The organism is Oerskovia sp. 140933, from assembly GCF_059651515.1.
Map to the genome: position 1 here is coordinate 1 of NZ_JAMXIO010000012.1, position 23,522 is coordinate 23,522.

The following is a 23,522-nucleotide window of genomic DNA, read 5'->3' on the forward strand; positions in this document are numbered from 1 at the left end:
GCCCCTGACCTGCCCGGGCAGCCCGAGCTGCACGCTCGACGAGGGGCGTCCGGCGCCGGCCGGACCGGCCTCGCGCCCGCGCCTACCGGCCTGCCCTCAGGTGCCGGGCGAAGAACCTGGCCGCGTCGTCGCCCGCGAACGCCGGGACGCCGGTGTGGCCGCCCGTGTTGGCCTGCAGCGTCTTCTCCGGGGAGCCGAACGCGTCGAACAGGTCCAGCGCGAGCTGCCGGTCGTTGCCCTCGTCGTCCCACTGCAGCAGGACGTGCAGCGGGATCCTGACCTGCCGGGCCTCGTCGAGCATGCTGCGGGGGACGAAGCTCCCCGCGAAGAGGCCCGCCGCCACGATGCGCGGTTCGACGCGCGCGAGCCGGATGCCGATGGCCAGCACCCCGCCCGAGTAGCCGACGGGCCCGGAGATCTCCGGCAGCTCGAGGAGTGCGTCCAGGGCGGCCTGCCACTCCGGGACCGCGCTCTCGACCAGCGGGAGGACCAACCGGTCGACGATCTCGTCGACCGGCTCTCCGGCCGCCAGCGCCCGGTGGAGGTCTGCGCGGGCCTGCTCGGCGTCGGCCGAGCGGGACCGCTCGCCGGCCCCGGGGAGCTCGATGCTGGCTGCGGCGAAGCCGTCCGCCGCGGAGCGCGCGGCCCGCCCCGCGAGCCGGGGGTGCATCGCACGCAGTCCGCCGGGGTGGCCGAGCAGGATCAGCGGCGCCGGCCCGGACGGGGGAGTCCACAGGATGCCGGGGACGTCACCGAGGGTGAGCTCGCGTTCGAGGACGCCGTCGTCGAGGCGCCGTTCTGTCGTGAAGTGCATGGTCGTACCTTTCGGGAGTGCTCGTGAGCGGCGCTCCCGGACGACCTATCGTCCGACCGTGCCCACGGAGGGAAGCACCCTGGTCGATACTGCGTCCACGGGTACCACCTCCTCCTTCTCTCGCACGGCTCCTGCCATCGTACGAGCGTCCGTCGCGGTCCTCCAGGGATTTCCGTCCAGCCCCTTCCGCCAGGCCGAATCGAATCGATACGATCTCGACCGTGCTCACCAAGATGACGGTCACCGACGACCAGCTCTCCCGCATCGTGTCCCCGCTCGGCGAGATCGCCGACGCCGCTCCCCTGGACGGCGGGATGTTCGCCTCGACGTTCCGGGTCGACCTCACCGACGGCCGGCGCCTCGTCGTGAAGATCACGAGCGCGGACACGTCCCGCCTCCTGCGCTACGAGCACGGGATCCTCGGCACCGAGGAGGACGTCTACCGGCGGGTCGCGGACCGGCCCGACCTCCTCATGCCGCGCGTCGTCCACTCCGACTTCAGCCGGACCGCGCTCGACGGCGACGCCCTGGTCGTCACGTTCCTCGACGGCGACGTGTGGAACGCGCTGCCCCCGCTCGACGACGCCGCGACGGCACGCGTGCGGCACGACCTCGGTGCGTTCATGGCCCGCCTGCACACCGTGACGGGCGAGGCGTTCGGGTACCCCGCGCCCGCGTCGGACCTGAGCGCGGCGACGTGGCCCCAGGCGTTCGACCTCATGGTCGAGGCCCTGCTCGCCGACGCCGAGGCCTGGGGCGTCGACCTCCCCGCCGACGCCCTGCGGGCCGTGGTCTCCCGTCACCGCGACGCGCTCGCCGAGGTCACGGTCCCGCGCCTCGTGCACGCCGACCTGTGGCCGGGCAACCTGTTCCTCTCCGCCGGGACCCCCGACGCCGCCGCCGACGCCGCGGCCGACCCGTCCGCCACCCCGGTCCCCCTGCGCCTGAGCGGCGTGATCGACACCGAACGCTGCCTGTGGGCCGACCCGTTGTACGAGATCGCGGGAGCCGACCAGCTCGGCCTCGGCCCCGTCCCGCCCGCTCTCGCCGCGGGATACCGCGCGGCAGGCGGGCACCTCCCGGTCGAGGAGCCGTGGTTCGCGTCGCCCGCACCGGGTGAATTCCTGCCCGACGACGTCGCACCGGACGCGAGCGACGCCGTCGGGCGGGTGCGCCCCGGGGCGAGCACGCTCGGGGTCGGTGACGTGCGACTGCTCCTGTACCGCGCGTACATCTCCGCGGTGCTCGTGACGGAGGTCGCGCCGCGCGACTACCAGGGCGAATGGGTCCAGGGATACCGCGACACCGCTGCCGCGAACCTCGAGGTGCTCCTCGACCAGCTCGCCCGCTGAGCCGCACCCGCCGCTCGGGGACGACCGCGGGCCCGGGCTCGCGTCCGCCGTGACGCGACCCGGGTGCGCGGTACGCGAGACGGCAGGCGACACCTGTCGTCCCAGGGCGCAGTTGAGTCACGCTAGAGTTCGGGCAAGTTCACGATCACGTCAAGTGTTCGGGCGGTCCGTGCTCGGCGGCGCGACGTGACCCACCCTGGGGGTATGCGGTGATCACGTTCGTCGTCGTCGGCATCGTCGGGCTCGTGCTCGTGCTGGTCTCGATGATCCTCGGGGAGTTCATCGAGCTGGGAGACGGCGCCGTCTCCGGGACGTCCCTGGGCGTCGGCGCGATCGTGTTCGGTGCGACCGGGGCGCTCGTCGTCACGAACGACCTGCCCGTCGTCCTCGCCTACGTGGGCTCCGCGGTCCTCGCCGTCCTGGCCGTCCTCCTCGTGGCCGTGCTCACCAAGAAGCTCCGCGAGTCCGACGACGCCGCCCCCGTCTCCCTCGTCGGCGTCCAGGGGACCGCGACGAGCGACATCTCCCCCGCGACCGGCGAGGTCTCGCTCGACGCCGCACGCGAGCTCGAACGACGCCTCGCCTGGGCCGACGAGCCCATCCCGTCAGGGGCCCGCGTCGTCGTGCTCGAGCAGTCCGGGACGCGCGTGCGCGTCCGGCGGTACTACCCCAACGACTGACCGGCCCCAGACCGCACCACGGCACCACCGCACGACCCGCTCGCACGACCCGCCACCGAAAGGAGTCGCGCCGCCGGCGCGTACCGACATGCTCGAAGATTCCAACCTCGTCGGCATCATCGCCACGATCGCCCTCGTCATCGCGTTCTTCGCGATCATCACCTTCATCGCCAAGCGCATCCGCCGCGTCCCCCCGAACGAGGCGCTGATCATCGTCGGGCGCGGAGCGGGTCGCAAGGAGGCCGCCGGCACGGGCCAGCGCGTCGTCACGGGCGGCCGCACGTTCGTGTGGCCCATCCTGCAGCAGGGCTTCTCCATCTCGCTCGAGCAGCGCCAGATCGGCATCACGGTCGAGGGCGTGGACAAGAACCGCATCAAGATCGCCATCAAGGCGTCGATCAACTTCAAGGTCCGCGGCGACGAGGAGGGCGTGCGCCGCGCGGCCCAGCGCTTCCTGTCCCAGCAGGGCACGCTGACCGAGATCATCAAGGAGTCCCTCGAGGGCTCGCTGCGCTCGATCGTGGGCGACATGACGATCGAGCAGATCATCTCCGACCGCAAGGGCCTCTCTGACCGCGTCGTCGAGTCCACCAAGACCGACCTCTCGGAGCAGGGCCTGCAGGTCGACCTCCTCAACATCTCCGACATCTCGACCCCGGGCTCCGACTACCTGTCGAACCTGGGCCGTGCCGAGGCCGCCCGCGCCCGTCAGGTCGCCGAGGTCTCGGAGGCCGAGGCACAGCGCGCGTCGGAGTTCGCCGCGATCGACGCCGCCGAGCAGATCGCCGAGCGCCAGAAGGCCCTCGACCTCAAGCGCGCCATCATCAAGGCCGAGACCGACAAGGCCAACGCCGAGGCCGAGGCCGCGGGCCAGCTCGCCCGCGCCGAGCAGGAGCGCCTGGTCGCGGTCGAGGAGCGCGAGGCGCTGGCCGAGCAGGCGCGCGTGACGCAGGAGCGCCTCGACATCGAGATCCGCAAGCCCGCCGAGGCCGCGGCCTACGCCGAGGTCCAGCGCGCCAACGCCCAGCGTGACGCCGCGAACGCCGCGACCGAGGCCGACGCGTACAAGCGCACCACGATCGCCGAGGCCAACAAGACCGCCGCGATCCAGGACGCCGAGGCGTCCGCCGAGGCCGTCCGTCGCGCCGGTGAGGCCGAGCGTGACCGCCAGGTCGCCCTGGCCGTCGGTATCAAGGCCGAGGGTGAGGCGCGAGCGTTCGCGGTCGAGGCCGAGGGACGCGCAGAGGCCGTCGCCACCGACGCCAAGGCCGAGGCGCTCAAGAAGTACGGCGAGGCGGCCCTGGTCCAGGAGCTCATCGAGCGCCTGCCGGAGATCGTCCGCGCAGCGGCCGAGCCCATCGGCAAGATCCAGGGCATGACGGTCATCTCGACCGACGGCGCGAGCGCGGTCACCAAGAACGTCGCCTCGGTCCTGGGCGAGGGCCAGCAGGTCATCAAGCAGCTCACGGGCGTCGACATCAACCAGCTCATCGCCGGGCTGGCCGGTGGGCACCTGAGCGGCCAGGCGACGACGACCGCGAGCGCGAACGGCTCGTCGGCCGCGTCGTCCAACTGACCCGCCCCTCACCACCGGCACGCCGAGGTGGGTCTTCGGCCCACCTCGGCGTCGCCGTGCCGCCCTCCCGCCGTCCCACCGTTCGATCGGAAGCCCCCGCATGCTGACCGCCCAGCAGGTCCTGAACACGAAGTTCTCCGCGACGAAGTTCCGCGAGGGCTACGACGTGGAGCAGGTCGACGACTACCTCGACCGCGTCATGGCGACGCTCACGGCGTACGAGGCGGGCGATCGCCCCGGCAGGGGGCTGCTCACCGCGGCCGAGGCCCAGGGCGCCCGGTTCTCGGCCACCAAGTGGCGCGAGGGCTACGACGTCACCGAGGTCGACGACCTCATCGACTCGATCATCAGCACGCTCCGGTCCTACGAGGCCGCCCCCACGCCGCCCCCCGAGCCGGCCGTCCCGCACCCGGCCTCTGCGACGAACGGCGCAGCCGGGCCGCACGTCACCGCACCGGGACCGGACGCTGCGGACGCCCGACCCCTCGGCATCCACGACCTGACGACCCAGCTCCAGTACGCGCGCGTCCGCGCGGGCGCGAGCGACCGGCTCGTCGTGCTGCTCCCCGACGGCACGACGGCCTCCGTGACCGCCCTCGACGCGGGCCCGGACGGGATCACGCTCCGCACCGCGCCCCAGGGCTAGCCGGAGACGGCGCTACGGCCGCCGCACGCGCAGCACCGTGTCGCGGATCGCGACGGGCCGCCCCTCGGCGTCGAGCATCTCGCGCGTGGGCGCGTCCTCGGTCTCGACGTCCCACCCGTCGAGGTCGAGCTCGGCCAGGAGGTCGGCCCCCGTGTAGAAGAAGTGCTCGTCGAAGTCGCGCCGCACCGTCTCGTGGTCCTCGGGGTGGTGCCCGACGACGAGGAGCCGTCCGCCCGGGGCCACGGCCTGCGCGAGGCGCGGGAAGACCTGGCGGCGCAGGTCGGCCGGCAGGTGCATGAAGTGGGCCGTGACCAGGTCGAACCGTTCGTCGCCGGGCTGCCACTCGAGCAGGTCGGCCTGACGCCACTCGATGCGGTCGGCGACCCCGGCGATGACGGCGTGGGCGGCGGCCTTCCCCAGGGCGACCGGGGAGATGTCGAGCCCGACCACGTCCCACCCCTGCCGCGCGAGCCACACCGAGTCGGCCCCCTCGCCCGCGCCCACGTCGAGCGCACGGCCCGGCGTCAGGTCGGCGGCCTGCGCCACGAGCTGCGGGTTGGGGTTGCCGCTCCACACCGACTCGGCCGAGCCGTAGCGCTCGTCCCAGAACGCCTGGTCGTGGTGGTGCTGCTGGTGGCCGTGCTCGTGGTTCTGGTGGTCGTGCGCCACGCGGGCTCCTCGGGTCGGGACCGGCCGTGGGTCGGTCGTCTCCCCCGACCTTGACGCCTCGCCGTGCCCGGGTGCAAGCGGCCTTGCCGTTCCGGCAAAAGGACGTCGGGCGCGCCGGCGCCTCACCCGGTCCAGCCGAGCCACACCACCGCGTCGCGCGCCAGCAGGAACCCCACGATCCCCACGACCCATGCCGTGGTCGACGCCGCGTTCCTCGTCATCCAGGCGTTGAGGCGGTCGAGCAGCGGCCCCACCTGCCCGGCCGCGAGGACGCGCCCCGCCATGAGCACGAGCGCGGGCAGCACCATGACGACGCAGTAACCGGCCAGCACGACCGCGGTCGCAGGCCACCCGAGGTCCGCGCTCGTCATCATCCCGATCGCCGCGAGGTACGGGAGCATCGACGCGACCTCGATCGCGGCGGCCGCGAGCGCCAGGCCCACGAGGGCCGTCACGGAACCGGTGCGCGGGGCGGTCGCGACGCCCGGGCGCGGGGAACGCGCGGGGTGCGCTGCGCCGTCGGGCAGGTCCGTGAGGCCCGACGGCGCCGCTCCTGTCGCGCTCGACGCCCCCATCGCGCGGGCCCGCCACCGCAGGACGCGGCCCCCACCGTCCGACGGACCCTTCGATCGCCGGTCGAGCCGGAAGCTGAACGCGACGAGCCCGGCCCCCACGAGCAGCTCGACGATCCGCGCGGGCCGCGTCTCGAACAGCTCCCCGAACCCCTGGGCGAAGGCCCCCGCCCCCAGCGCGATCACGATCCCCACCACGAGGTAGAACCCGACGATCGTGCCCAGGTAGACGAGCATCCGCCCGACCTGGACCCGGCCCGGGGTCATGAGCAGCCAGACGGGGATGAGCAGGGTCCCGAAGCTCGTCGAGTCGACGAGGGCCAGGACCACGAGCGCGCCGAGCAGCGGGAGGAGTTCCATGCCGACACCCTCACGCGGGGCGGGGGCAGGTGTCGTCGGGCGAACGGGTGATCCCCCCGGCCCTGGACCGCCGCGCCGTACATCGTTCGAGCGATCCGCGCACGAGGCCCCTGTGCTGAGATGGGAACGTGCCCGACCCCCTGCCCGCGCCGCCCGACGCCGCGCCCGCCGCCCGCCCGGCAGCGGCCCGCCCGGCCTCTCCCGCCGCGCGTGCTCGCCGCGTCGTGCGCAGCATCGACGCGGGGATCCGCTCCGACAGCGGGCTCGGGGACGCGTACTACGCGGCAGGGGTGCTGGTGATCGGGCTCCTGCTCCTGCTGGTGGACGTCGTCGAGGTGTGGTCGATCCCGCCGCTCGTGTCGGTCGAGGGGCGCTGGTGGCACGCGCTGCCCCTGCTCGTCGGGTGCGCGGCGCTGGTCGTCAAGCGGGGCCACCCCGCGGTCGCGCTCGTCGTCGGGGGCGCGGCGTTCGCCGTCGACCTGTCGTTCGGGGGCAGCCTCGGCATGATCCTGGTCCTGTGGGACCTGCTCTACGCCACCGGGCTCCACGGCACCAAGCGGCTGCGGACCGCCGTGGGCGTGGGCGTCGGGATGCTCGTCCTGCTGGCTGCGGTGGCCACGGGTGAGCACTTCCGCGACGTGCAGGGGTTCGTGCTCGGGGGGATCCAGGTCGCCGCGATCCTCGCGACCCCGCTCTGGTGGGCGGCGAACGTGCGGCAGAAGTCCGACCTCGCGGATCTCGCCGCCGAGCGGGCCGACCTCGAGGCGCAGCGCGCCGACCTCGAGGCGCAACGGGCCACCGACCTGGAGCGGATCGCCGAGCTCGGGCAGCACGAGGCCGTGCGGGCCGAGCGGGCCGCGATGGCCCGCGACCTGCACGACGTCATCGCGTCGCACCTGTCGGCCATCGCGATCCACTCGGGGGCCGCGCTCGCCTCTCCCCCGGACGCCGCGCGGGACCGCGCGGCGCTCGAGCTCGTCCGGTCGAGCAGCATCACGTCCCTCGAGGAGATGCGGGCCATGATCCTGCTGCTGCGCTCGGACCTGCCGCGCGACGGCACCCCCGCGGACCGACGGACCGTGCGTGCCCGTGACGCCGGGCGCACCGCCGTCCTCGACGCGACGCACGGCACGGTGCTCGCGGGCGAGGCCGTCGCCGCTCCCGCGCGCCTCGCCCGGCTCGACGACGTGATCACCTCCGCGCGCGCCCAAGGACTCACGGTCGACGTCGAGGACCCGGACGACGCCCGGGCGGCGGCCCTCCCGTCCGCGGTCGACCAGGCCGCGCACCGGATCGTGCAGGAGGCCCTGACGAACGCGGCCAAGCACGCGCCGGGCGGCCGGGTGCGCGTAGCGCTCGGCCTGCGCGGGGCGCGCGAGCGGGACCTCCTCACGGTCGAGGTCACCAGCACGCTGACCGCCGCCCCCGGGCCCCTGCCCCCGAGCCTCAGCGCCCGCACCGGGCTCCTCACGATGCGCGAGCGCGCCGAGGCCCTCGGCGGGACCTTCCGGGCCGGGCCGTCCGGCGCGGGCGACGCGTGGGCCGTCCGCGCCGACCTGCCGCTGCGTCGGCCCTGCGGCTCCCCCGCGCCGTCCGAGCCACCTGCCACCGACCCGTCCGGAGACCCCGCATGATCCGTGTCCTGCTCGCCGACGACCACGCCGCGATCCGCGCGGGCCTGCGGTTCCTGCTCGACTCCGCGCCGGACGTCGAGGTCGTGGGCGAGGCGTCCGACGGCGCCGCCGCGATCACGAACGCGCGCGCCCTGCGCCCCGAGGTCGTCCTGATGGACCTGCGCATGCCCGGCGTCGACGGGATCGAGGCGACGCGCACGATCGTCGCGGAACGCCTCGCTGAGGTCCTGGTCCTGACGACGTTCGACCTCGACGAGTACGTCGACGAGGCCCTGCGCGCGGGCGCCGCGGGCTTCCTGCTCAAGACCGCGGAGCCCGCGGCCCTCATCGAGGCGGTCCGCCGGGTCGCGGCCGGCGACGGGGTCCTCGCCCCCGAGGTCACGCGCCGCCTCCTCGCGGCGTTCGCGTCCGCTCCCCGGCCCGACGGCGCCGCTCACCTCCCGGGGGGAGCGGCGCCGTCGGGCACGGGGCACGCGGGCGACCCGCGGCTCGCGGACCTGACCCCGCGCGAGACGGACGTGCTCGCGGCCCTGGGGCGCGGGCTGTCCAACCAGGGCATCGCCGACGAGCTGTTCATCAGCGAGGCCACCGCGAAGACGCACGTGTCACGGGTGCTCGCGAAGGTCCAGGTCACGACCCGCATGCAGGCCGCGATCGTCGCTCGGGACACGGGCCTGGCCTAGCGCGCGACCCACCGGGAGACGGGCAGATGCCCCCGACCCGTGGGGGTCAGGGGCATCTGCTCACGTCACGGCAGGGACGCCGGGGGTCACGTCGTCTCGACGATGTGCCCACGCTTGATCACGAAGTCGTCGCGCATGTCCTCGAGCTCCTTGCCCCGCGTCTCCGGGATCTTGAAGTACACGAAGAACAGCGACAGCAGCGCGAAGAACGCGTAGAACGAGTACGCGAAGCTGAGCCCGATGTCCGACAGGACAGGGAACGTCGTCGAGATCGCGAAGTTCGCGACCCACTGCGCGGCAGCCGCGACCGCGAGCGCGCTCGCCCGGATGCGGTTGGGGAACATCTCGCCCAGCAGCACCCACACGACCGGGCCCCACGACGCCCCGAAGAACACGACGAACGCGTTCGCGGCGATGAGCGCGACCGTGGCCCAGCCGCCCTCGAGAGAGGCCGAGGTGGTGCCGTCGGACGCAGTCGTGAGCGTCGCCTGCGTGAACGCGAGCGCCATCATGCCCAGGGAGACGAACATGCCCGTGGACCCCGCCAGGAGCAGGATGCGGCGACCGATCTTGTCGATCAGGAGGATCGCGACGATCGTCACCACGATGTTGGTGACCGACGTGATGACGGACGTCAGCAGCGCGTCGTCCTCCGAGAACCCGACCGACCGCCAGAGCGTCGTCGAGTAGTAGAAGATCACGTTGATCCCGACGAACTGCTGGAACACCGACAGCAGGATGCCGACCCAGACGATCGGCTTGAGGCCCAGGCGCTTGCCGCGCAGGTCCTTCAGGGAGGCCTTGGTGTCGGACTTCAGGGAGTTCTCGATGTCCGCGATCTTGTGGTCGACGTCCTGGACGCCCGTGAACTCCCGCAGGACCTCGGCCGCCTTCTTGGTCTCCCCCTTGGCCACCAGGTAGCGCGGCGACTCCGGGATGCGCAGCGCGAACAGGCCGTACGCCACGGCCGGCACGGCGGCCGCCATGAACATCCAGCGCCACGCCTCCTGACCCAGCCACAGGACGTTCGACGCGCCACCCGCGGCCCCCGCCAGCGCGGCGTCCGTCAGGAGCGAGGCGAAGATGCCGGTCACGATCGCGAGCTGCTGCAAGGACCCGAGCCGCCCGCGGATGCGCGCCGGGGAGACCTCCGCGATGTACGCGGGCGCGATGACCGACGCGGCACCGATACCCAGACCGCCGACCACGCGCCAGATGATCAGGTCCCAGACCGCGAACGCCAGGCCGGAACCGAACGCCGACACCAGGAACAGCGCCGACGCGATGAGCATGACCTTGATGCGGCCGATCTTGTTCGCGATCGGCCCCGCGAACCAGGCACCGACCGCACACCCGATGAGCGCCGACGAGACCGCGAAACCGGTGATCGCCGCGTTGAGCTCGAACTGGTCGGACAGGGCGTCGACGGCACCGTTGATGACCGCCGTGTCGAACCCGAACAGGAAGCCGCCCAGTGCGGCGGCCAGGCTGATCCCGATGACTCTCTTGTTCAGCCGCTTGGCCTGCGCCTGGGCCCGTGCGTCCCCAGCCGCTCCCGCGTCGTTGCTGGTCATGACGACCCCCTCCGTGTCAGGTTGTCCTTCGACGATAGTGAGGAGAAGGCGTGGTCGCGCGGTGAGCGACCGTGGCGAGAGTCACGGCAGGTCACGTGCGACTTCGGAGGATCGATGCGCGCCGCCCTACGGCTCGGGGTGCAGCGCGTCGTACCTCAGGAAGCGCGGCTGGGTGCGCAGGATCAGCCACACCACGACGATGCAGGCCAGGCCGCCCGCGACCGCGGCCCACGCCTCGCCGAACCAGCTCGCCTGGGCCCCGAGGACCACCTCGCCGAGCCGGGGCCCACCCGCCACGACCACGATGAAGACGCCCTGGAGGCGACCTCGCATGTCGTCGGGCGTCGCGGTCTGCAGGATGGTCTGGCGGAAGACCGCGCTCACGGCGTCGGAGGCTCCCGCGAGGGCGAGCGCGACGCACGCCGCGACCAGACCGCCCACGAGCACCTGGGACGGCTCGGTCGACCCGACGAGGAGCAGCACCGCGCCGAACGCCGCGATCGACAGCCCCCACGCCGTGATGGCCCACGCGATCACGAGCCCCTGCCAGCGCACGCGGGAGAGCGCCCCGGAGAACACCCCGGCGAGCACCGCGCCGACCGCGAAGGCCGCGCTGAGGACGCCCGTCGTGGTCTCTCCGCCGCCGATGAACAGCACGCCGACCGCGGGCAGCAGCACCCGGGGGAAGGCCAGGATCATCGCGGCGAGGTCCACCAGGAACGTCGTGCGGACGTTGGGCCGGGTCGCGAGGTAGCGCAGGCCGTCGATCACCGAGCCGATGCCGACGACCTTGCGGCGGGGCGCGGCCGCGGCAGCCCCCGCGGCAGCCGCGTCGTCGCGACCACCCGGGCCGGGGGCGCCCGCCTCCTCCGGCAGGCGGTCCGCAAGGACCGGCGGGATCGACGGGAGGCGCCACACGGCCCACAGCGCCGCCGCGAACAGCACCACGTCGATCGTGTACGCGACCCCGTACCCCCACAGCGCCACGAGGAACGCCCCGAGCAGCGGCCCCACGGTGAGGGCGATGCTCCAGGAGATGGTCTGCAGGGCGTTCGCGGCGGGCAGGAGCCGGGGCTCGACCAGGCGCGGGATGATCGCCGAGCGTGCGGGGTTGTTGATCGCGAACGCCGCGGACTGGAGCGCGACGAGCCCGTACAGGACCCCGACGGACCCCACGTCGAGCCACGCCTGGAGCGCGAGCAGCCCCGTGACGACCCACAGCGCCCACGACGCGAGCAGCGCGACCCGGCGGCGGTCGTACGCGTCCACGAGCGCGCCCCCGTACAGCCCGAGCGCGACGAGGGGCACGAGCGCGAAGATCCCGAGCACACCGACCGCGAGCGTCGAGCCCGTGAGCGCGTAGACCTGGAGCCCCACGGCCACGACCGTGAGCTGGGAACCGAGGTTGGACACCCCGAGTCCCCACCACAGCCGGCGGAACGGCGGGGAGACGCGGAGCGGGGTCGTGTCGGCAAGGATGCCGTCGAGGCGGGGCACGAGCGACGAGGCTACCCCCGACCCCGCGCGGGAACCGTGTCCCGGGGCGACCGTCTCAGGACGTGACGCGCGCTCGCGCGGGGCGCGCGACGCCGTCGGGCTCCCCGGGGCGACGGCCCGGTGGTCGGGGCCTCACGCCCCGAGCGCGGCCCGGACCTCGCCCACGAGCGCGGCCATGGCGCGCTCCGCCTCGACGGGGTCGCCCGCGGCGACGGCGCGCGCGACGGCCTCGTGCTCGTCGAGGGCCTCGGCGACGGGCGCCTGGGGCATGAGTCCCAGGTGGGTGCGCCCGGCGAGGACCTCGCCCACGACGTCGGTGAGCGCCGCGAACATCTCGTTGCCGGACGAGCGCAGGAGCAGGGCGTGCAGGCGGATGTCGAGCTGGAGGAACTCCTCGAGACGGCCGGCCTCGCCGAGCTCGCGCATGCGGGCGGCGGTCTCGACGAGCTCGGTGCGGGCCTCGGCGGTCGCGTAGCGGGCGGCCCCGGCGGCGGCGAGGGGTTCGACGGCGCAGCGCAGCTCGGTCAGCGAGCGCAGCTGCGCGTCGCGGCCGGGTCCGGCGAGGCGCCAGCGGATGATGCGGGCGTCGTAGACGTTCCAGTCCTGCTCGGGGAGGACGACGAGGCCGATGCGTCGCCCGGAGCGGACGAGCCCGAGGGCTTCGAGCTGGCGCATGGTCTCGCGGGTCACGGTGCGGGAGACGCCGAACTCCTCGCCGATCGAGTCGAGGGTCAGCGTGCTGCCCGCAGGGAGGTGACCTGCGGTGATGCGTCGACCGAGGAGGTCGGTCACCGAGCTGTGGAGCACCGTCGCGGACATGGGTCGAGCCTACGGCTTCGCCCATTGGTCACACCATTGTTTGCCAAAGGTGATACCAATCGTGCATGCTCGAACGGCGGCCGTAGAGGTCCGCTCACGACGCAGCAGTCGACAGCCAAGGAACCCTCATGGACACAGACGTCAGCACGACCCCGACCCTGGGGGACCCCCCTCCGCAGGTCCACCTCGTCATCATGGGCGTCGCCGGCTCGGGCAAGACCACGGTCGCGACCCTGCTCGCGGAACGCATGGGCCGCCCGTACGCCGAGGCCGACGAGTTCCACCCGCAGGCCAACATCGACAAGATGAGCGCGGGCACCCCGCTGACCGACGAGGACCGCTGGCCCTGGCTGCGCGCCATGCGCGACTGGCTCGACCAGCAGGCCGCCGACGACCGCTCCGCGGTCGTGACCTGCTCGGCCCTCAAGCGCTCCTACCGCGACCTGCTGCGCACCGCCCACGGGCGGGTGCGGTTCGTGCACCTGACGGGGAGCCCGGAGCTCCTCGCGGAGCGCATGGCCCAGCGCAGCGGGCACTTCATGCCGACCTCGCTCCTGCCGTCGCAGCTCGCGACGCTCGAGCCCCTCGCCGACGACGAGGACGGGATCACGCTCGACGTCGGCCTCGCACCCGCCGAGCTCGTCGACCGGATCCTCACGAGCACCGCTCTCCCCGTGCCCCAGCCCTCCACCACGCCGCACCCCCCCGGCCGGCGACCACCACGACACCGAGGAGCGATGATGCTCTCCCTCGCCTCGCACCCGCTCGCCGCGGGCGCCCTGCGCGCCGCCACCGAGACCCCCACGACGGACGCCGGGACCACCCAGCTCATCCTCGCGGCCGTGATCGGGATCGCGACGATCATCGTCCTGATCGTCTGGCTCAAGCTGCACCCGTTCCTGTCCCTCATGATCGGCTCGGCGGTCCTCGCGATCGTCGCGGGCATCGACTTCGTGAACGCGTTCGTGAGCTTCTCGGCGGGGCTCGGGTCGACCGTCGCGGGGGTCGGCGTCCTCATCGCGCTCGGCGCGATCATCGGCAAGATGCTCATCGACTCGGGCGGCGCGGACCAGATCGTCGACACGATCCTGGCGCGCACCCCCCTGCAGCGCCTGCCGTGGGCCATGGCCCTCATCGCGTTCGTGATCGGCATCCCGCTGTTCTTCGAGGTCGGCGTCGTCCTGCTGATCCCCGTGGTCATGATGGTCGCGCGCCGCTCCAAGGTGTCGCCGATCCTCGTCGGCATCCCGGCCCTCGCGGGCCTGTCGGCGCTGCACGGCCTGGTCCCCCCGCACCCGGGCCCCCTGCTCGCGATCGACGCGCTGGGCGCGAACCTGGGCCTGACCCTCGGTCTCGGCCTGCTCGTGGCCGTGCCGACCGTGATCGTCGCCGGTCCCCTCCTCGCCAAGCCCCTCGCCGCGTGGGTCAGGCTCGCGCCGCCCACGACCGTCCTGGGCGTGACCGAGCGCGACGAGGACGCGCCCCGCCCCAGCTTCGCGGTCTCCGTCACCGTCATCCTGCTGCCCGTGATCCTCATGCTCGCCCGGACCGTCGTCGAGATGACGGGCACCCTGGAGACGCCGGTCGGCAAGGGCCTCGAGTTCATCGGGACGCCCCTCGTGGCGCTGCTCGTCACGGCGCTCGTGTCGCTCGTGGCGTTCGGCAGCGCGATGGGCCGCACGCGCGACGAGATCAGCTCGCTCGTCGACAAGTCGTTCGCGCCCATCGCGGGCATCCTGCTCATCGTGGGTGCGGGCGGCGGCTTCAAGCAGACGCTCGTCGACTCGGGCGTGGGCGAGGTCATCGCGAGCGGCATCTCCGACGCGAACCTCTCGCCCCTCCTCGCGGGCTGGCTCGTGGCGGCGCTCATCCGCGTCGCGACGGGGTCCGCGACGGTCGCGACCATCACGGCCGCCGGGATCATGGCGCCGCTCGCGACCGGGCTCCCGCCCACGCACGCGGCGCTGCTGGTCCTCGCGATCGGCGCCGGCTCGGTGTTCCTGTCGCACGTCAACGACGCCGGGTTCTGGCTCATCAAGGAGTACTTCGGCATGACCGTGGGCCAGACGTTCAAGACGTGGTCCGTCATGGAGTGCGTGCTGTCCGTCGTGGCGCTGGTCGTGATCCTGCTGCTGGGCCTGGTCGTCTAGCGCGCGGCCCGGGCTGTGGAGGCCCGACGGCGGAGGCACGCTCCGCCGTCGGGTCCTCCGGGGTCGAATCTCCGTCAGCCGGTCCGAGCCCCTGCAGAGGCCCCCGCCCACGAGAACGACCGCTCCTCGATCCCGACGCCGTCACGCCAGCGGTAGAACAGGCGGCGGTCCGTGGAGTACTCCCATCCGACGACCTTGCCGCCGCGGTCCGTGTAGTCGAACAGGTACCGGGTCGCAGGGGTGAGGTCTGGCAGGTGCTCGACGACGGTGCCGTCGAGCCTGACGAGGAACGCCCCGTTCGCGTTCACGGCGACGAGGAGGCCGGTGTGCTGGTCATAGTGCAGCTCGCCCGTGACCTCGCCTTCCTTGCCGAGGGGGAACACATCGCAGTCCACGGTGACCGTAGGGTCGAGAAACCTCGCCTCGCCGTCCGGCGTGAGCGGCGAGGGGATCGTGAAGACGTGAAGCTGCTTGTACTCGTACCCCAGCTCGGCGGGGTCCTCGTCGTCCCAGAGGAGGTCACCGAGGCCCCAGTCGTCCATGGCCACGACGAACGTGCTGTCGTCGATGAAGGTGGCCGGTCTGTCCCAGTTGCCCGTTCGGTCACCGACGAGCATCGAGCCCGCCTCCCAGCTCTCCAGGAAGTCGTCGACGGAGTAGACGCCGATCCTGTCCAGGGGCATCCAGAGCCAGCTGTGCCCCAGGAAGTGACGGAAGTCCGGCGAGACCTGCAGGAGCGAGTGGAACAGCGGGGAGTAGTTCTCGCGCTCGACGATCTCGAAGCCCTGCTCGTCCCGCTCACCCGTGCGTCGCACGACGATTTCACGGTCCGTCAGGAGTTCACCCGTCTCGGCGTCGAAGATGTCGAGACGGTTCCACTGCGTCTGCGCGATCAGCAGCGTGCGGCCCTCGCGCTCCACGAAGACGATGGAGTAGCTCGACACGTCCGCGTGATAACGCTCCCGACGGAGCTCGCGCACCGCACCGGTGGCCGTGTTCACCAACGTCGCGTTCAACCCCAGCCGCTCGGTCACGCACACCCACGGCCCGTGGACGTACAGGCGCAGCTCGAGCGGCCTGCCCTCCCAGCGCCCGAGGCCACCGACCTCGGCGATGTTCGGCAGCGCACACAAGGCTTCCGCCTCCGGACCCCTCACGGCCGTCCGCCACAGCCGCCCGTCGGCGACGACGAAGTAACCCGGCCCATCGTCCGCCGGGGCGACTGCCCGCACCGCGCAGTTCCTCAGGTCAACGGTCATCAGCGCGGTCTCCTCGGGATCTTCGACGATCGGAAGCACCGAGACGCTGGCGGGGGGCCGACCAACTGTCGTCGCCCACATCGCCGGGGCGCCCTGCCGCCACCGAGTGTGCGGCGAGTATCGACGCGCACCGGCGGCCAGCGCAAGGAGGACACGTCCGGCACGCCGGTTCACTCCCGACCCGCGGCAGGAACCTGCCCTACGGTCTCCGGGTGAGCATCGCCGTCGGGCCCTCGCTGGGCCACTACGCGACCGTCGCCCCGAACACCAGACCCAGCGCGTACGTCGCGGCCGCGGCCCCGAACCCGATCGCGAGCTGGCGCAGCGCGCGCTTGACGGGCGACGCCCCCGACAGCAGACCGACCGTGGCGCCCGTGCCGAGGAGCGCGAGCCCCACGAGCACGCTCCCCACGAGGATCGCCACACCACCCTGGAGCCCGAACAGGTACGGCAGCACGGGGATGAGCGCGCCCGACGCGAAGAACAGGAACGACGACACCGCGGCGCCCATCGCGGAGCCATGGGTCTCGAACTCGTCGTCCTCGGCGGCCGGTGCGATCACGGTCGCGGCCGTGTACGTCGAGAGGACCTCGCACGCGTGCTCCTCGGCCTCCTCGGGTGACAGGCCCCGCGCCCGGTAGACGAGAGCGAGCTCGTTGGCGTCGACGTCGAGGTGCGGCAGCGCGGCCGACGCCAACGGGCTGGGCGTCGACGCGTCGAGCAGCTCGCGCTGCGAACGCACCGACACGTACTCGCCCGCCCCCATCGACAGCGCGCCGGCGAGCAGGCCCGCGAGACCGGACAGCAGCACGGTCGCGTTCGACGCCCCCGACGCCCCGATCCCGAGGATCAGCGCGAGGTTGGACACCAGGCCGTCGTTGGCCCCGAACACCGCTGCGCGGAACGTCCCGGACATGCGCATGCGTCCGCGGGTCGCGAGCCCGCGCACGACCTCCTCGTGGATGCGCTCGTCCGCGGCCATGCGGGCGGTCGCGTCGACGTCGGTCTCGTACGTCGACCGGGCCTCGGCGCGCTGCGCGAGCGCGAGCACGAACACCCCGCCGAGCCTGCGTGCGAACCAGCCGAGCGAGCGCGTGCGCCAGTCGCCCCGCACCGGCTTGCCGACGTCGTCGCCCAGCAGCGCGAGCCAGTGGTCCTCGTGCCGCTTCTCGGCGTCGGCCAGGGCCAGCAGGATCTCCTTCTCCTCGCCGGTGCGGCGCGACGCGAGGTCGCGGTAGGTCGCGGCCTCGGCGCGCTCGTCGGCCAGGAAGCGGCGCCAGCGGCGGATGTCCTGGGGGGTCCGACGGCGGTCCTCACCTGCGTTCGCGGGCACGCCGGAGGTCGGGGTCGCGGGGGGAGTCATGCGTCCATCATGGCAAGGAAAGGACGTCCGTGGGTTTCGGGACCCCCAACTTTTCCGCACGGTTCTGCGGTTCCCGGGAGTTCCGACAGCCCCTGCGGGGGCGTCCCGTGGTTGGATCGGAGCATGTCCGAGAACACCGAACGCACCCGTCCTGAGGTCGACGCCCCCGAGGGGCCGGCCCCCACCGAGCTCGAGGTCACCGACCTGATCGTCGGCGACGGCCCCGAGGCGCAGCCCGGCTCGACCGTCAACGTCCACTACCTGGGCGTCGAGTACGACTCCGGCGAGGAGTTCGACTCGTCCTGGAGCCGCGGCCAGTCCATCAACTTCCCGCTGCGCAGCCTCATCGCCGGCTGGCAGCAGGGCATCCCGGGGATGAAGGTCGGCGGGCGCCGCAAGCTCGTCTGCCCCCCGGAGCTCGCGTACGGCCCCGCCGGCGGCGGCCACCGCCTGTCCGGCAAGACGCTCGTCTTCGTGATCGACCTGCTCGGCGTCAGCTGACCGCTCCCTGATCACGCGTCGCCCCCGCTCCCCCGGTCACCGGTGGGGGCGGGGGCGTCGTGCTCCCGGGCCCGGTCGCGGGGCGCGCCGGAGCGTGGATGAGGTTCCGGTCACGCTCGTCCCGACCGGCCCGACGGCGGGCCGCGCCTCGCGCGCCCCGGTGCGCTCCGCCGTCGGGCGTGCGGGGCAGACGACGGTCCTGGCGCCCCGGAAAGTCGGGGACAATGGGCGCGACGGACTTCCGACTCCGATGAGCGAGGACGCACAAGTGATCACTGTCAGCACCGACGGCTCGTGCCTGGTCAACCCGGGTGGAGCGATCGGCTGGGCGTGGATCAACCACGACGGAACCTTCGACTCGGGCGGCGCAGCCTCCGGGACGAACCAGATCGCGGAGCTCATGGCTCTGCTCGAAGCGGTACGCGCCCACCCCAGCGCCGAGCCGCTCCTCATCGAGTCCGACTCCCAGTACGCCATCAAGTGCGCGTCGGAGTGGCTCGAGGGCTGGAAGCGCAAGGGCTGGCGGACCGCCGGCGGCACCCCCGTGAAGAACCTCGAGCTCGTGCAGGGCATCGAGGCCGCGATCACGGCCCGCCCCGGTCCCGTGCGGTTCCGGTGGGTGCGCGGGCACGTCGGCAACCACTTCAACGAGCGCGCCGACCAGCTCGCCGGCCTCGCGGCGCAGGACTGGGCCGCGGGACGTGGCGAGGAGCGGGCGACGCTCGCGGGCACCGACGACCTCGCGGTCGCGCCCGCCAAGCGGCCGGTCGCTGCGGGCCGCCCGGCCGCCAAGGTCGGAGCCACCGCCGCGAGCAAGGCCGCTGCGGACGCCTGGACCGAGTCGACGCTCTTCGACTGAACCTCGCGAGCTGCCGAGAACGGACTTGAGGTCGTCACCACGCCGGTGGCGACCTCAAGCCCGTTCTCGGCCCCGCCGGGGCGCCCAGCCTCCGGTGCGACACTGGAGCGATGACCGCGTCCCCGCTCCCCGCCCCAGCGCTCGCCGGGGCCGGGGCGGTCGACGGCTCCCCCGACCCGCTCCCCCTCGCGCTGCGTTCCGACCGCCCGCTCGACCTGCGCTCGACGCTCGCGAAGCTCTCCCGTGGCCCCTACGACCCCACGTTCCGCGTCGTGCCGAGCGGTCCTCTCGCCGGGACCTGGCGCACGAGCCTCTTCCCGACCGGTCCCGTGACCTACCGCCTGGTGCAGGCGGGGGTGCGCGACGTCGTCGGGCAGGCGTGGGGGCCCGGGGCGGGCGAGCTCGCCGAGTCCCTCCCCTCGCTCCTCGGGGAGCCCGACGACGCAGCCTCCTTCGAGCCTCCTGCCCGCCTCGCGGACGCGCACCGCAGGCACCCCGGGCTGCGCGTCCCCCGCACCGGGCGGGTGCTCGAGGCCCTGGTTCCGGCGGTCCTGGAGCAGAAGGTGCAGGTCGTGACCGCGCACCATGCGTGGCGCTGGCTGCTCGCGCGGCACGGCACGCCCGCGCCCGGACCCGCCCCTGAGGGCATGCGCGTGGTCCCCGACGCCCGGACCTGGGCCACGATCCCCGTGTGGGACTGGCACCGGGCGGGCGTCGACCCTCGGCGGGCACGGACCGTCGTGGAGTGCGCGCGCGTCGCCCGCAGGCTCGAGGAGTGCGCTGCGATGGAGTCCCCCGCCGCGCAGGCGCGCTTGCAGCTCGTGCCCGGGGTCGGGGTGTGGACGGCCGCGGAGGTCGCGCAAAGGGCGCTCGGGGACGCGGACGCGGTGTCGGTCGGGGACTTCCACCTGGCCAAGGCCGTCGGGTGGGCGCTGACGGGCGAGCGGACCGACGACGCCGGGATGCTGCGGCTGCTCGCGCCCTACGCGCCGCACCGGTACCGGGTCGTGCGGCTGCTCGAGGTGTCGGGCCTGGGGCACGCACCGCGGCGAGGCCCGAGGCTCTCGGTCCAGGACCACCGGGGCAACTGAGCACGAGGTTCCGTGCGGTCGAGCACGGAGTTGAGGTCGCCAAGCCGGTCAGAACGACCTCTACCTCGTTCTCGGCCCCGCACGTCTGGCCAGGAGGTGACATCCCGTTGTGAACCATCCCACTGGCCCGGTCCCCGGCCTCCCGTCGGCCGCTCCCAGGTGATGAGGTTAGCCTTACCTCTGGCACATCATCCCGTGCAGCACCGACCGAGGAGCATCATGTCTCGCACCATCTCTCGACGGCTCCGGCCCGCAGCGCTGGTCGCCGCGACCGTCGCCACCGCCTTCGCCCTGGGCGCCTGCTCCGGCGGGTCCACCGACGACGCCTCGTCCCCTGCCGCCGACAGCGCCTCCGACAGCGCCTTCCCCGTCACGATCGACAGCGCGCTCGGCGAGGCCGTCATCGAGGAGAAGCCCGAGCGCGTCGTGACCTGGGGCTGGTCGACGCAGGACGCCGTCCTGGCGCTCGGTGTCGTGCCCGTCGCGATGCCCGCCTACGCGTACGGCGGCAACGAGGACGGCGTGCTCCCCTGGGTCGCCGAGAAGCTCGACGAGATGGGCGCCGAGACCCCGACCCTCCTCTCCGGCGGCGACACGAGCGAGGTGCCGTTCGAGGAGGTCGTCGCCGCGAAGCCCGACGTCATCCTGGCGCCCTACTCGGGCATGACGCAGGAGGAGTTCGACAAGCTCTCCAAGATCGCCCCCGTCGTCGCGTACCCGGACGAGCCCTGGGCGCTGTCCTGGCAGGACCAGCTCGACATCGTCGGTGACGCCCTGGGGCTGTCCGACGAGGCCGACGCGCTCATCGAGGAGACGAACGCCGGCATCGCGGCGCAGGCCGCCGAGTTCCCGGTCATCGAGGGCAAGTCCTTCCTGTACGCCGCGGCCAACACGGCCGACCAGCTCAACGTGTACCGCGCCGAGGACCCGCGCGTGCAGGTCGTCGAGGACCTCGGCATGACCCTGTCGCCGAGCGTCGAGGAGCTCGACGCCGACCCCGAGTCGGGGACCTTCTGGTACCCCCTGAGCTACGAGAACGTCTCCAAGATCGAGACCGACGTCCTCATCATGTACTTCGCGACGCAGGCCGACGTCGACACGTTCGTCGCCGACCCGGTCATCGCCGCGATGCCCACCGTGTCCGAGGGCCGCTTCGCCCCGATCGTGGGCGAGTCGTTCGTCATGGCGTCGAGCGCCCCCACGGCTCTGTCCATCCCGTGGATGCTCGACCAGTACGTGCCGCAGCTCGCGGCCGCGGCCGAGAAGGTGTCGTAGTCTCGCACTGCTCATGAGCACGACCCACAGCACCGACGCCGGCACGGGCCGGGCGACCTCTCGTCGCCCGGCCCGTGCTCGGCGTCTCGTCATCGGACTCGCCACCTTGCTCGTCGCCTTGGCCGCGGTGTGCGCGCTGAGCCTCGCGGTCGGGGCCAACGCCCTGCCGCTGAGCGTCGTCGTGGACGCCCTCACGAGCTACGACCCGACCAACCCGGACCACCTCGTGGTGATCGAGAAGCGCGTCCCCCGCACGCTCGTGGGCCTCGTCGCGGGGGCCGCCCTCGGCGCCGCGGGCACCCTCATGCAGGGCCTGACGCGCAACCCGCTCGCCGACCCGGGCCTGCTCGGCATCAGCGCGGGGGCCTCGCTCTTCGTGGTCGGCGCGATCTCGCTCTTCGGCGTCTCGCAGGTCGGCGGCTACGTGTGGTTCGCGTTCGCCGGCGCGGCGGTCGCGGCGGCCGTGGTCTACGGCGTCGCGAGCGTGGGGCGCGAGGGCGCGACCCCGGTCAAGCTCGCGCTCGCCGGTGCGGCCGTCACGGCGGCGCTGACGTCGGTCGTGACCGCGGTCCTCCTGGTCGACCGCGCGGCGCTCGACCTCATGCGCTTCTGGCAGGTCGGCTCGCTCGCGGCGCGCGGCTCGACGGTCGTGTGGCAGGTCCTGCCGTTCGTCGTCGTGGGCCTCGTGCTGGCCCTCGCGCTCGGGCGGTCGCTCAACGGCCTGGCCCTGGGCGACGACGTCGCCCGCAGCCTCGGCCAGGACGTGACCCGCACGCGCGTGGTCGCGGGCGTCGCGATCGTCCTGCTGTGCGGGGCCGCGACCGCGGCCGTCGGCCCCGTGGCGTTCGTGGGGCTCGTCGTCCCGCACGTGGCGCGCTACGTCGTCGGGCTGGACTACCGGTGGGTGCTGCCGTACGCAGCGGTCGCGGCGCCCGTGCTGCTCGTCGGGTGCGACGTGATCGGCCGCGTCGTGGCCCGGCCGGGAGAGCTCCAGGTGGGCGTGGTCACCGCCGTCGTGGGGGCACCCCTGTTCATCGCGCTGGTCCGGCGCGGGAAGACGGTGTCGCTGTGAGCGCCCCGGTCGCCGCCCCGCACGGCCTGCCCGACGGCGCCGCGCACCCCGCCGTCGACGTCGCCCGGGCCTCGCGCCACCGCGGGCGGGTGCGCGAGGCGCGCCTGGTCACGGGACTGTCGGTCGCGCTCGTGGTCCTTGCCGCGATCGGGGTGACGCTGGGCGACGCGGCCGTGCCGCTGTCCGGCATCCTCGACACGGTCCTGGGCCGTGCCGACGTCCTCACGCAGTTCGTGATCGTCGAGCTGCGCCTGCCGCGCCTCCTCACGGCCCTGGTCGTCGGTGCCGCGCTGGGCCTGTCGGGCGCGCTCTTCCAGTCGATCGTGCGCAACCCGCTCGCGAGCCCCGACATCATCGGGATCACGCAGAGCGCGAGCGCGGCGGGCGTCCTGGGCGTCGTGGTCCTGGGGATCAGCGGGCTCGCGCTCACGGGGCTCGTGCTCGCCGGGTCGCTCCTCGCGGCCGTCGCGATCTACCTGCTCGCGTGGCGCGGCGGCGTGGCCGGGTACCGGCTCGTCCTGATCGGGATCGGCGTCGCGGCCCTGTGCATGAGCGTGGTCTCGTGGGTCCTCACGACGAGCGACGTGCGCGACGCGCAGGCCGCGCTCGTGTGGATCACGGGCTCGCTCGCCCGCTCCGACTGGTCGACGCTCGACCCGTTGCTGATCTGCTTCGCGGTGCTCGTGCCGCTCACGGCCCTCCTGGCCCCGCGGCTGCGCTCGCTCGAGCTGGGCGACGACGCCGCGGCCGCGCTCGGCATCCGCGTCGAGCGTTCCCGGCTCCTGCTGATCCTCGTGGCCGTGGGGCTCGCGGGCTCGGCCGTCGCGGTCGTGGGCCCCGTCGCGTTCGTCGCGCTCGTCGCGGCCCCCATCGCCCGCCGCACCCTGGGCGACGGCCGGCTCGCACTCGTGCCCGCCGCGCTCGTGGGCGCCCTGCTCGTGCTCGGCTCCGACCTCGTCGCACAGTTCGCGATCCCCGACGTGACCCTGCCCGTGGGCGTCGTCACGGGGATCGTCGGCGCCCCCTACCTGCTGTGGCTGCTCGTGCGCACCAACCGTTCCGGACGCGGAGGCTGA

General features: G+C 73.3%; 21 protein-coding genes and 1 pseudogene. 14 read left to right on the top strand and 8 right to left on the bottom strand.

Annotation, left to right across the window (positions count from 1 at the left end; all coding sequences use genetic code 11):
• Nucleotides 1-82: 82 nt before the first annotated feature.
• Nucleotides 83-814 (bottom strand): alpha/beta hydrolase, encoded by a 732-nt coding sequence (locus tag NHG27_RS08245; protein WP_497015766.1) that lies wholly within the window; start codon nucleotides 812-814, stop codon nucleotides 83-85.
• Nucleotides 815-1,035: 221 nt separating this feature from the next.
• Here NHG27_RS08245 and NHG27_RS08250 point away from each other — a divergent pair, with 221 nt between their 5' ends.
• The 4 genes from NHG27_RS08250 to NHG27_RS08265 all read left to right on the top strand — a co-directional run bounded on the left by NHG27_RS08250 (nucleotide 1,036) and on the right by NHG27_RS08265 (nucleotide 5,068).
• Nucleotides 1,036-2,166, top strand: coding sequence for a phosphotransferase family protein (locus NHG27_RS08250; protein WP_497015768.1), 1,131 nt, complete (start codon nucleotides 1,036-1,038; stop codon nucleotides 2,164-2,166).
• A 209-nt stretch (nucleotides 2,167-2,375) separates the two neighbouring features.
• The gene (locus tag NHG27_RS08255; RefSeq protein WP_497015770.1) at nucleotides 2,376-2,846 is read left to right on the top strand and encodes an NfeD family protein; all 471 of its coding nucleotides are present in this window, start codon (nucleotides 2,376-2,378) and stop codon (nucleotides 2,844-2,846) included.
• Nucleotides 2,847-2,934: 88 nt separating this feature from the next.
• On the top strand, nucleotides 2,935-4,422 hold the full coding sequence (locus NHG27_RS08260; protein ID WP_497015772.1) for a flotillin family protein: 1,488 nt from the start codon (nucleotides 2,935-2,937) through the stop codon (nucleotides 4,420-4,422).
• A 100-nt stretch (nucleotides 4,423-4,522) separates the two neighbouring features.
• Nucleotides 4,523-5,068, top strand: a complete 546-nt coding sequence (locus tag NHG27_RS08265; RefSeq protein ID WP_497015774.1) for a DivIVA domain-containing protein — start codon at nucleotides 4,523-4,525, stop codon at nucleotides 5,066-5,068.
• 12 nt (nucleotides 5,069-5,080) lie between these two features.
• Here the strand turns inward: NHG27_RS08265 and NHG27_RS08270 are convergent, their stop codons facing one another.
• Together NHG27_RS08270 and NHG27_RS08275 are read right to left on the bottom strand one after the other, a co-directional pair.
• Nucleotides 5,081-5,737 (bottom strand): SAM-dependent methyltransferase, encoded by a 657-nt coding sequence (locus NHG27_RS08270; RefSeq protein WP_497015776.1) that lies wholly within the window; start codon nucleotides 5,735-5,737, stop codon nucleotides 5,081-5,083.
• Nucleotides 5,738-5,859: 122 nt separating this feature from the next.
• Nucleotides 5,860-6,669: a GAP family protein gene (locus tag NHG27_RS08275; RefSeq protein WP_497015777.1), complete on the bottom strand. Its 810-nt coding sequence runs from the start codon at nucleotides 6,667-6,669 to the stop codon at nucleotides 5,860-5,862.
• A 128-nt stretch (nucleotides 6,670-6,797) separates the two neighbouring features.
• Here NHG27_RS08275 and NHG27_RS08280 point away from each other — a divergent pair, with 128 nt between their 5' ends.
• Together NHG27_RS08280 and NHG27_RS08285 are read left to right on the top strand one after the other, a co-directional pair.
• Nucleotides 6,798-8,303 carry a sensor histidine kinase gene (locus tag NHG27_RS08280; RefSeq protein WP_497015779.1) on the top strand — a complete coding sequence of 502 codons (1,506 nt, stop codon included), beginning with the start codon at nucleotides 6,798-6,800 and terminating at the stop codon, nucleotides 8,301-8,303.
• Complete coding sequence (locus NHG27_RS08285) at nucleotides 8,300-8,986, top strand: response regulator (RefSeq protein ID WP_497015781.1); 687 nt, start codon at nucleotides 8,300-8,302, stop codon at nucleotides 8,984-8,986. The genes NHG27_RS08280 and NHG27_RS08285 overlap by 4 nt, the downstream gene beginning before the upstream one ends.
• Before the next feature lie 86 nt (nucleotides 8,987-9,072).
• On the opposite strand, the gene NHG27_RS08290 is transcribed toward NHG27_RS08285, so the two are convergent.
• The 3 genes from NHG27_RS08290 to NHG27_RS08300 all read right to left on the bottom strand — a co-directional run bounded on the left by NHG27_RS08290 (nucleotide 9,073) and on the right by NHG27_RS08300 (nucleotide 12,876).
• Entirely contained in the window at nucleotides 9,073-10,560 is a 1,488-nt protein-coding gene (locus NHG27_RS08290; protein ID WP_497015783.1) for a sugar porter family MFS transporter, read from the bottom strand.
• Between the two features lie 126 nt (nucleotides 10,561-10,686).
• Nucleotides 10,687-12,057 (bottom strand): MFS transporter, encoded by a 1,371-nt coding sequence (locus NHG27_RS08295; protein ID WP_497015784.1) that lies wholly within the window; start codon nucleotides 12,055-12,057, stop codon nucleotides 10,687-10,689.
• Between the two features lie 132 nt (nucleotides 12,058-12,189).
• A complete protein-coding gene (locus NHG27_RS08300; protein ID WP_497015786.1) occupies nucleotides 12,190-12,876 on the bottom strand; it encodes a FadR/GntR family transcriptional regulator in 687 nt (228 codons plus the stop codon).
• 194 nt (nucleotides 12,877-13,070) lie between these two features.
• Here NHG27_RS08300 and NHG27_RS08305 point away from each other — a divergent pair.
• Both NHG27_RS08305 and NHG27_RS08310 read left to right on the top strand, forming a co-directional pair.
• Nucleotides 13,071-13,508 (top strand): annotated as a pseudogene (locus tag NHG27_RS08305) (gluconokinase); the annotation flags it as partial.
• 108 nt (nucleotides 13,509-13,616) lie between these two features.
• Nucleotides 13,617-15,026, top strand: coding sequence for a GntT/GntP/DsdX family permease (locus NHG27_RS08310; protein WP_193720885.1), 1,410 nt, complete (start codon nucleotides 13,617-13,619; stop codon nucleotides 15,024-15,026).
• Between the two features lie 74 nt (nucleotides 15,027-15,100).
• Here the strand turns inward: NHG27_RS08310 and NHG27_RS08315 are convergent, their stop codons facing one another.
• Together NHG27_RS08315 and NHG27_RS08320 are read right to left on the bottom strand one after the other, a co-directional pair.
• Nucleotides 15,101-16,285 carry a hypothetical protein gene (locus NHG27_RS08315; protein ID WP_497015788.1) on the bottom strand — a complete coding sequence of 395 codons (1,185 nt, stop codon included), beginning with the start codon at nucleotides 16,283-16,285 and terminating at the stop codon, nucleotides 15,101-15,103.
• A gap of 244 nt (nucleotides 16,286-16,529) precedes the next feature.
• On the bottom strand, nucleotides 16,530-17,648 hold the full coding sequence (locus tag NHG27_RS08320) for a VIT1/CCC1 transporter family protein (RefSeq protein WP_193720836.1): 1,119 nt from the start codon (nucleotides 17,646-17,648) through the stop codon (nucleotides 16,530-16,532).
• A gap of 123 nt (nucleotides 17,649-17,771) precedes the next feature.
• Here NHG27_RS08320 and NHG27_RS08325 point away from each other — a divergent pair, with 123 nt between their 5' ends.
• The 6 genes from NHG27_RS08325 (at nucleotide 17,772) to NHG27_RS08350 (ending at nucleotide 23,522) form a co-directional block, all read left to right on the top strand.
• Entirely contained in the window at nucleotides 17,772-18,149 is a 378-nt protein-coding gene (locus NHG27_RS08325; protein ID WP_193720837.1) for an FKBP-type peptidyl-prolyl cis-trans isomerase, read from the top strand.
• A gap of 268 nt (nucleotides 18,150-18,417) precedes the next feature.
• Nucleotides 18,418-19,008, top strand: a complete 591-nt coding sequence (locus NHG27_RS08330) for a ribonuclease H family protein (RefSeq protein ID WP_193720838.1) — start codon at nucleotides 18,418-18,420, stop codon at nucleotides 19,006-19,008.
• A 110-nt stretch (nucleotides 19,009-19,118) separates the two neighbouring features.
• Nucleotides 19,119-20,099 carry a DNA-3-methyladenine glycosylase family protein gene (locus NHG27_RS08335; RefSeq protein ID WP_497015790.1) on the top strand — a complete coding sequence of 327 codons (981 nt, stop codon included), beginning with the start codon at nucleotides 19,119-19,121 and terminating at the stop codon, nucleotides 20,097-20,099.
• 219 nt (nucleotides 20,100-20,318) lie between these two features.
• Nucleotides 20,319-21,374 (top strand): iron-siderophore ABC transporter substrate-binding protein, encoded by a 1,056-nt coding sequence (locus tag NHG27_RS08340; protein ID WP_497015792.1) that lies wholly within the window; start codon nucleotides 20,319-20,321, stop codon nucleotides 21,372-21,374.
• Between the two features lie 13 nt (nucleotides 21,375-21,387).
• On the top strand, nucleotides 21,388-22,446 hold the full coding sequence (locus tag NHG27_RS08345) for a FecCD family ABC transporter permease (RefSeq protein ID WP_497015795.1): 1,059 nt from the start codon (nucleotides 21,388-21,390) through the stop codon (nucleotides 22,444-22,446).
• Nucleotides 22,443-23,522, top strand: a complete 1,080-nt coding sequence (locus NHG27_RS08350) for a FecCD family ABC transporter permease (RefSeq protein WP_497015797.1) — start codon at nucleotides 22,443-22,445, stop codon at nucleotides 23,520-23,522. Before NHG27_RS08345 ends, NHG27_RS08350 begins: the two co-directional genes overlap by 4 nt.

Bases quoted from the DNA above. Each gene is read 5' to 3' on its own strand.
- NHG27_RS08325 (WP_193720837.1), top strand. From the start codon at position 17,772: ATGTCCGAGAACACCGAACGCACCCGTCCTGAGGTCGACGCCCCCGAG.
- NHG27_RS08275 (WP_497015777.1), bottom strand. From the start codon at position 6,669: ATGGAACTCCTCCCGCTGCTCGGCGCGCTCGTGGTCCTGGCCCTCGTC.
- NHG27_RS08335 (WP_497015790.1), top strand. From the start codon at position 19,119: ATGACCGCGTCCCCGCTCCCCGCCCCAGCGCTCGCCGGGGCCGGGGCG.
- NHG27_RS08285 (WP_497015781.1), top strand. From the start codon at position 8,300: ATGATCCGTGTCCTGCTCGCCGACGACCACGCCGCGATCCGCGCGGGC.
- NHG27_RS08260 (WP_497015772.1), top strand. From the start codon at position 2,935: ATGCTCGAAGATTCCAACCTCGTCGGCATCATCGCCACGATCGCCCTC.
- NHG27_RS08345 (WP_497015795.1), top strand. From the start codon at position 21,388: ATGAGCACGACCCACAGCACCGACGCCGGCACGGGCCGGGCGACCTCT.
- NHG27_RS08290 (WP_497015783.1), bottom strand. From the start codon at position 10,560: ATGACCAGCAACGACGCGGGAGCGGCTGGGGACGCACGGGCCCAGGCG.
- NHG27_RS08315 (WP_497015788.1), bottom strand. From the start codon at position 16,285: ATGACCGTTGACCTGAGGAACTGCGCGGTGCGGGCAGTCGCCCCGGCG.
- NHG27_RS08320 (WP_193720836.1), bottom strand. From the start codon at position 17,648: ATGACTCCCCCCGCGACCCCGACCTCCGGCGTGCCCGCGAACGCAGGT.
- NHG27_RS08265 (WP_497015774.1), top strand. From the start codon at position 4,523: ATGCTGACCGCCCAGCAGGTCCTGAACACGAAGTTCTCCGCGACGAAG.
- NHG27_RS08300 (WP_497015786.1), bottom strand. From the start codon at position 12,876: ATGTCCGCGACGGTGCTCCACAGCTCGGTGACCGACCTCCTCGGTCGA.
- NHG27_RS08310 (WP_193720885.1), top strand. From the start codon at position 13,617: ATGCTCTCCCTCGCCTCGCACCCGCTCGCCGCGGGCGCCCTGCGCGCC.
- NHG27_RS08245 (WP_497015766.1), bottom strand. From the start codon at position 814: ATGCACTTCACGACAGAACGGCGCCTCGACGACGGCGTCCTCGAACGC.
- NHG27_RS08340 (WP_497015792.1), top strand. From the start codon at position 20,319: ATGTCTCGCACCATCTCTCGACGGCTCCGGCCCGCAGCGCTGGTCGCC.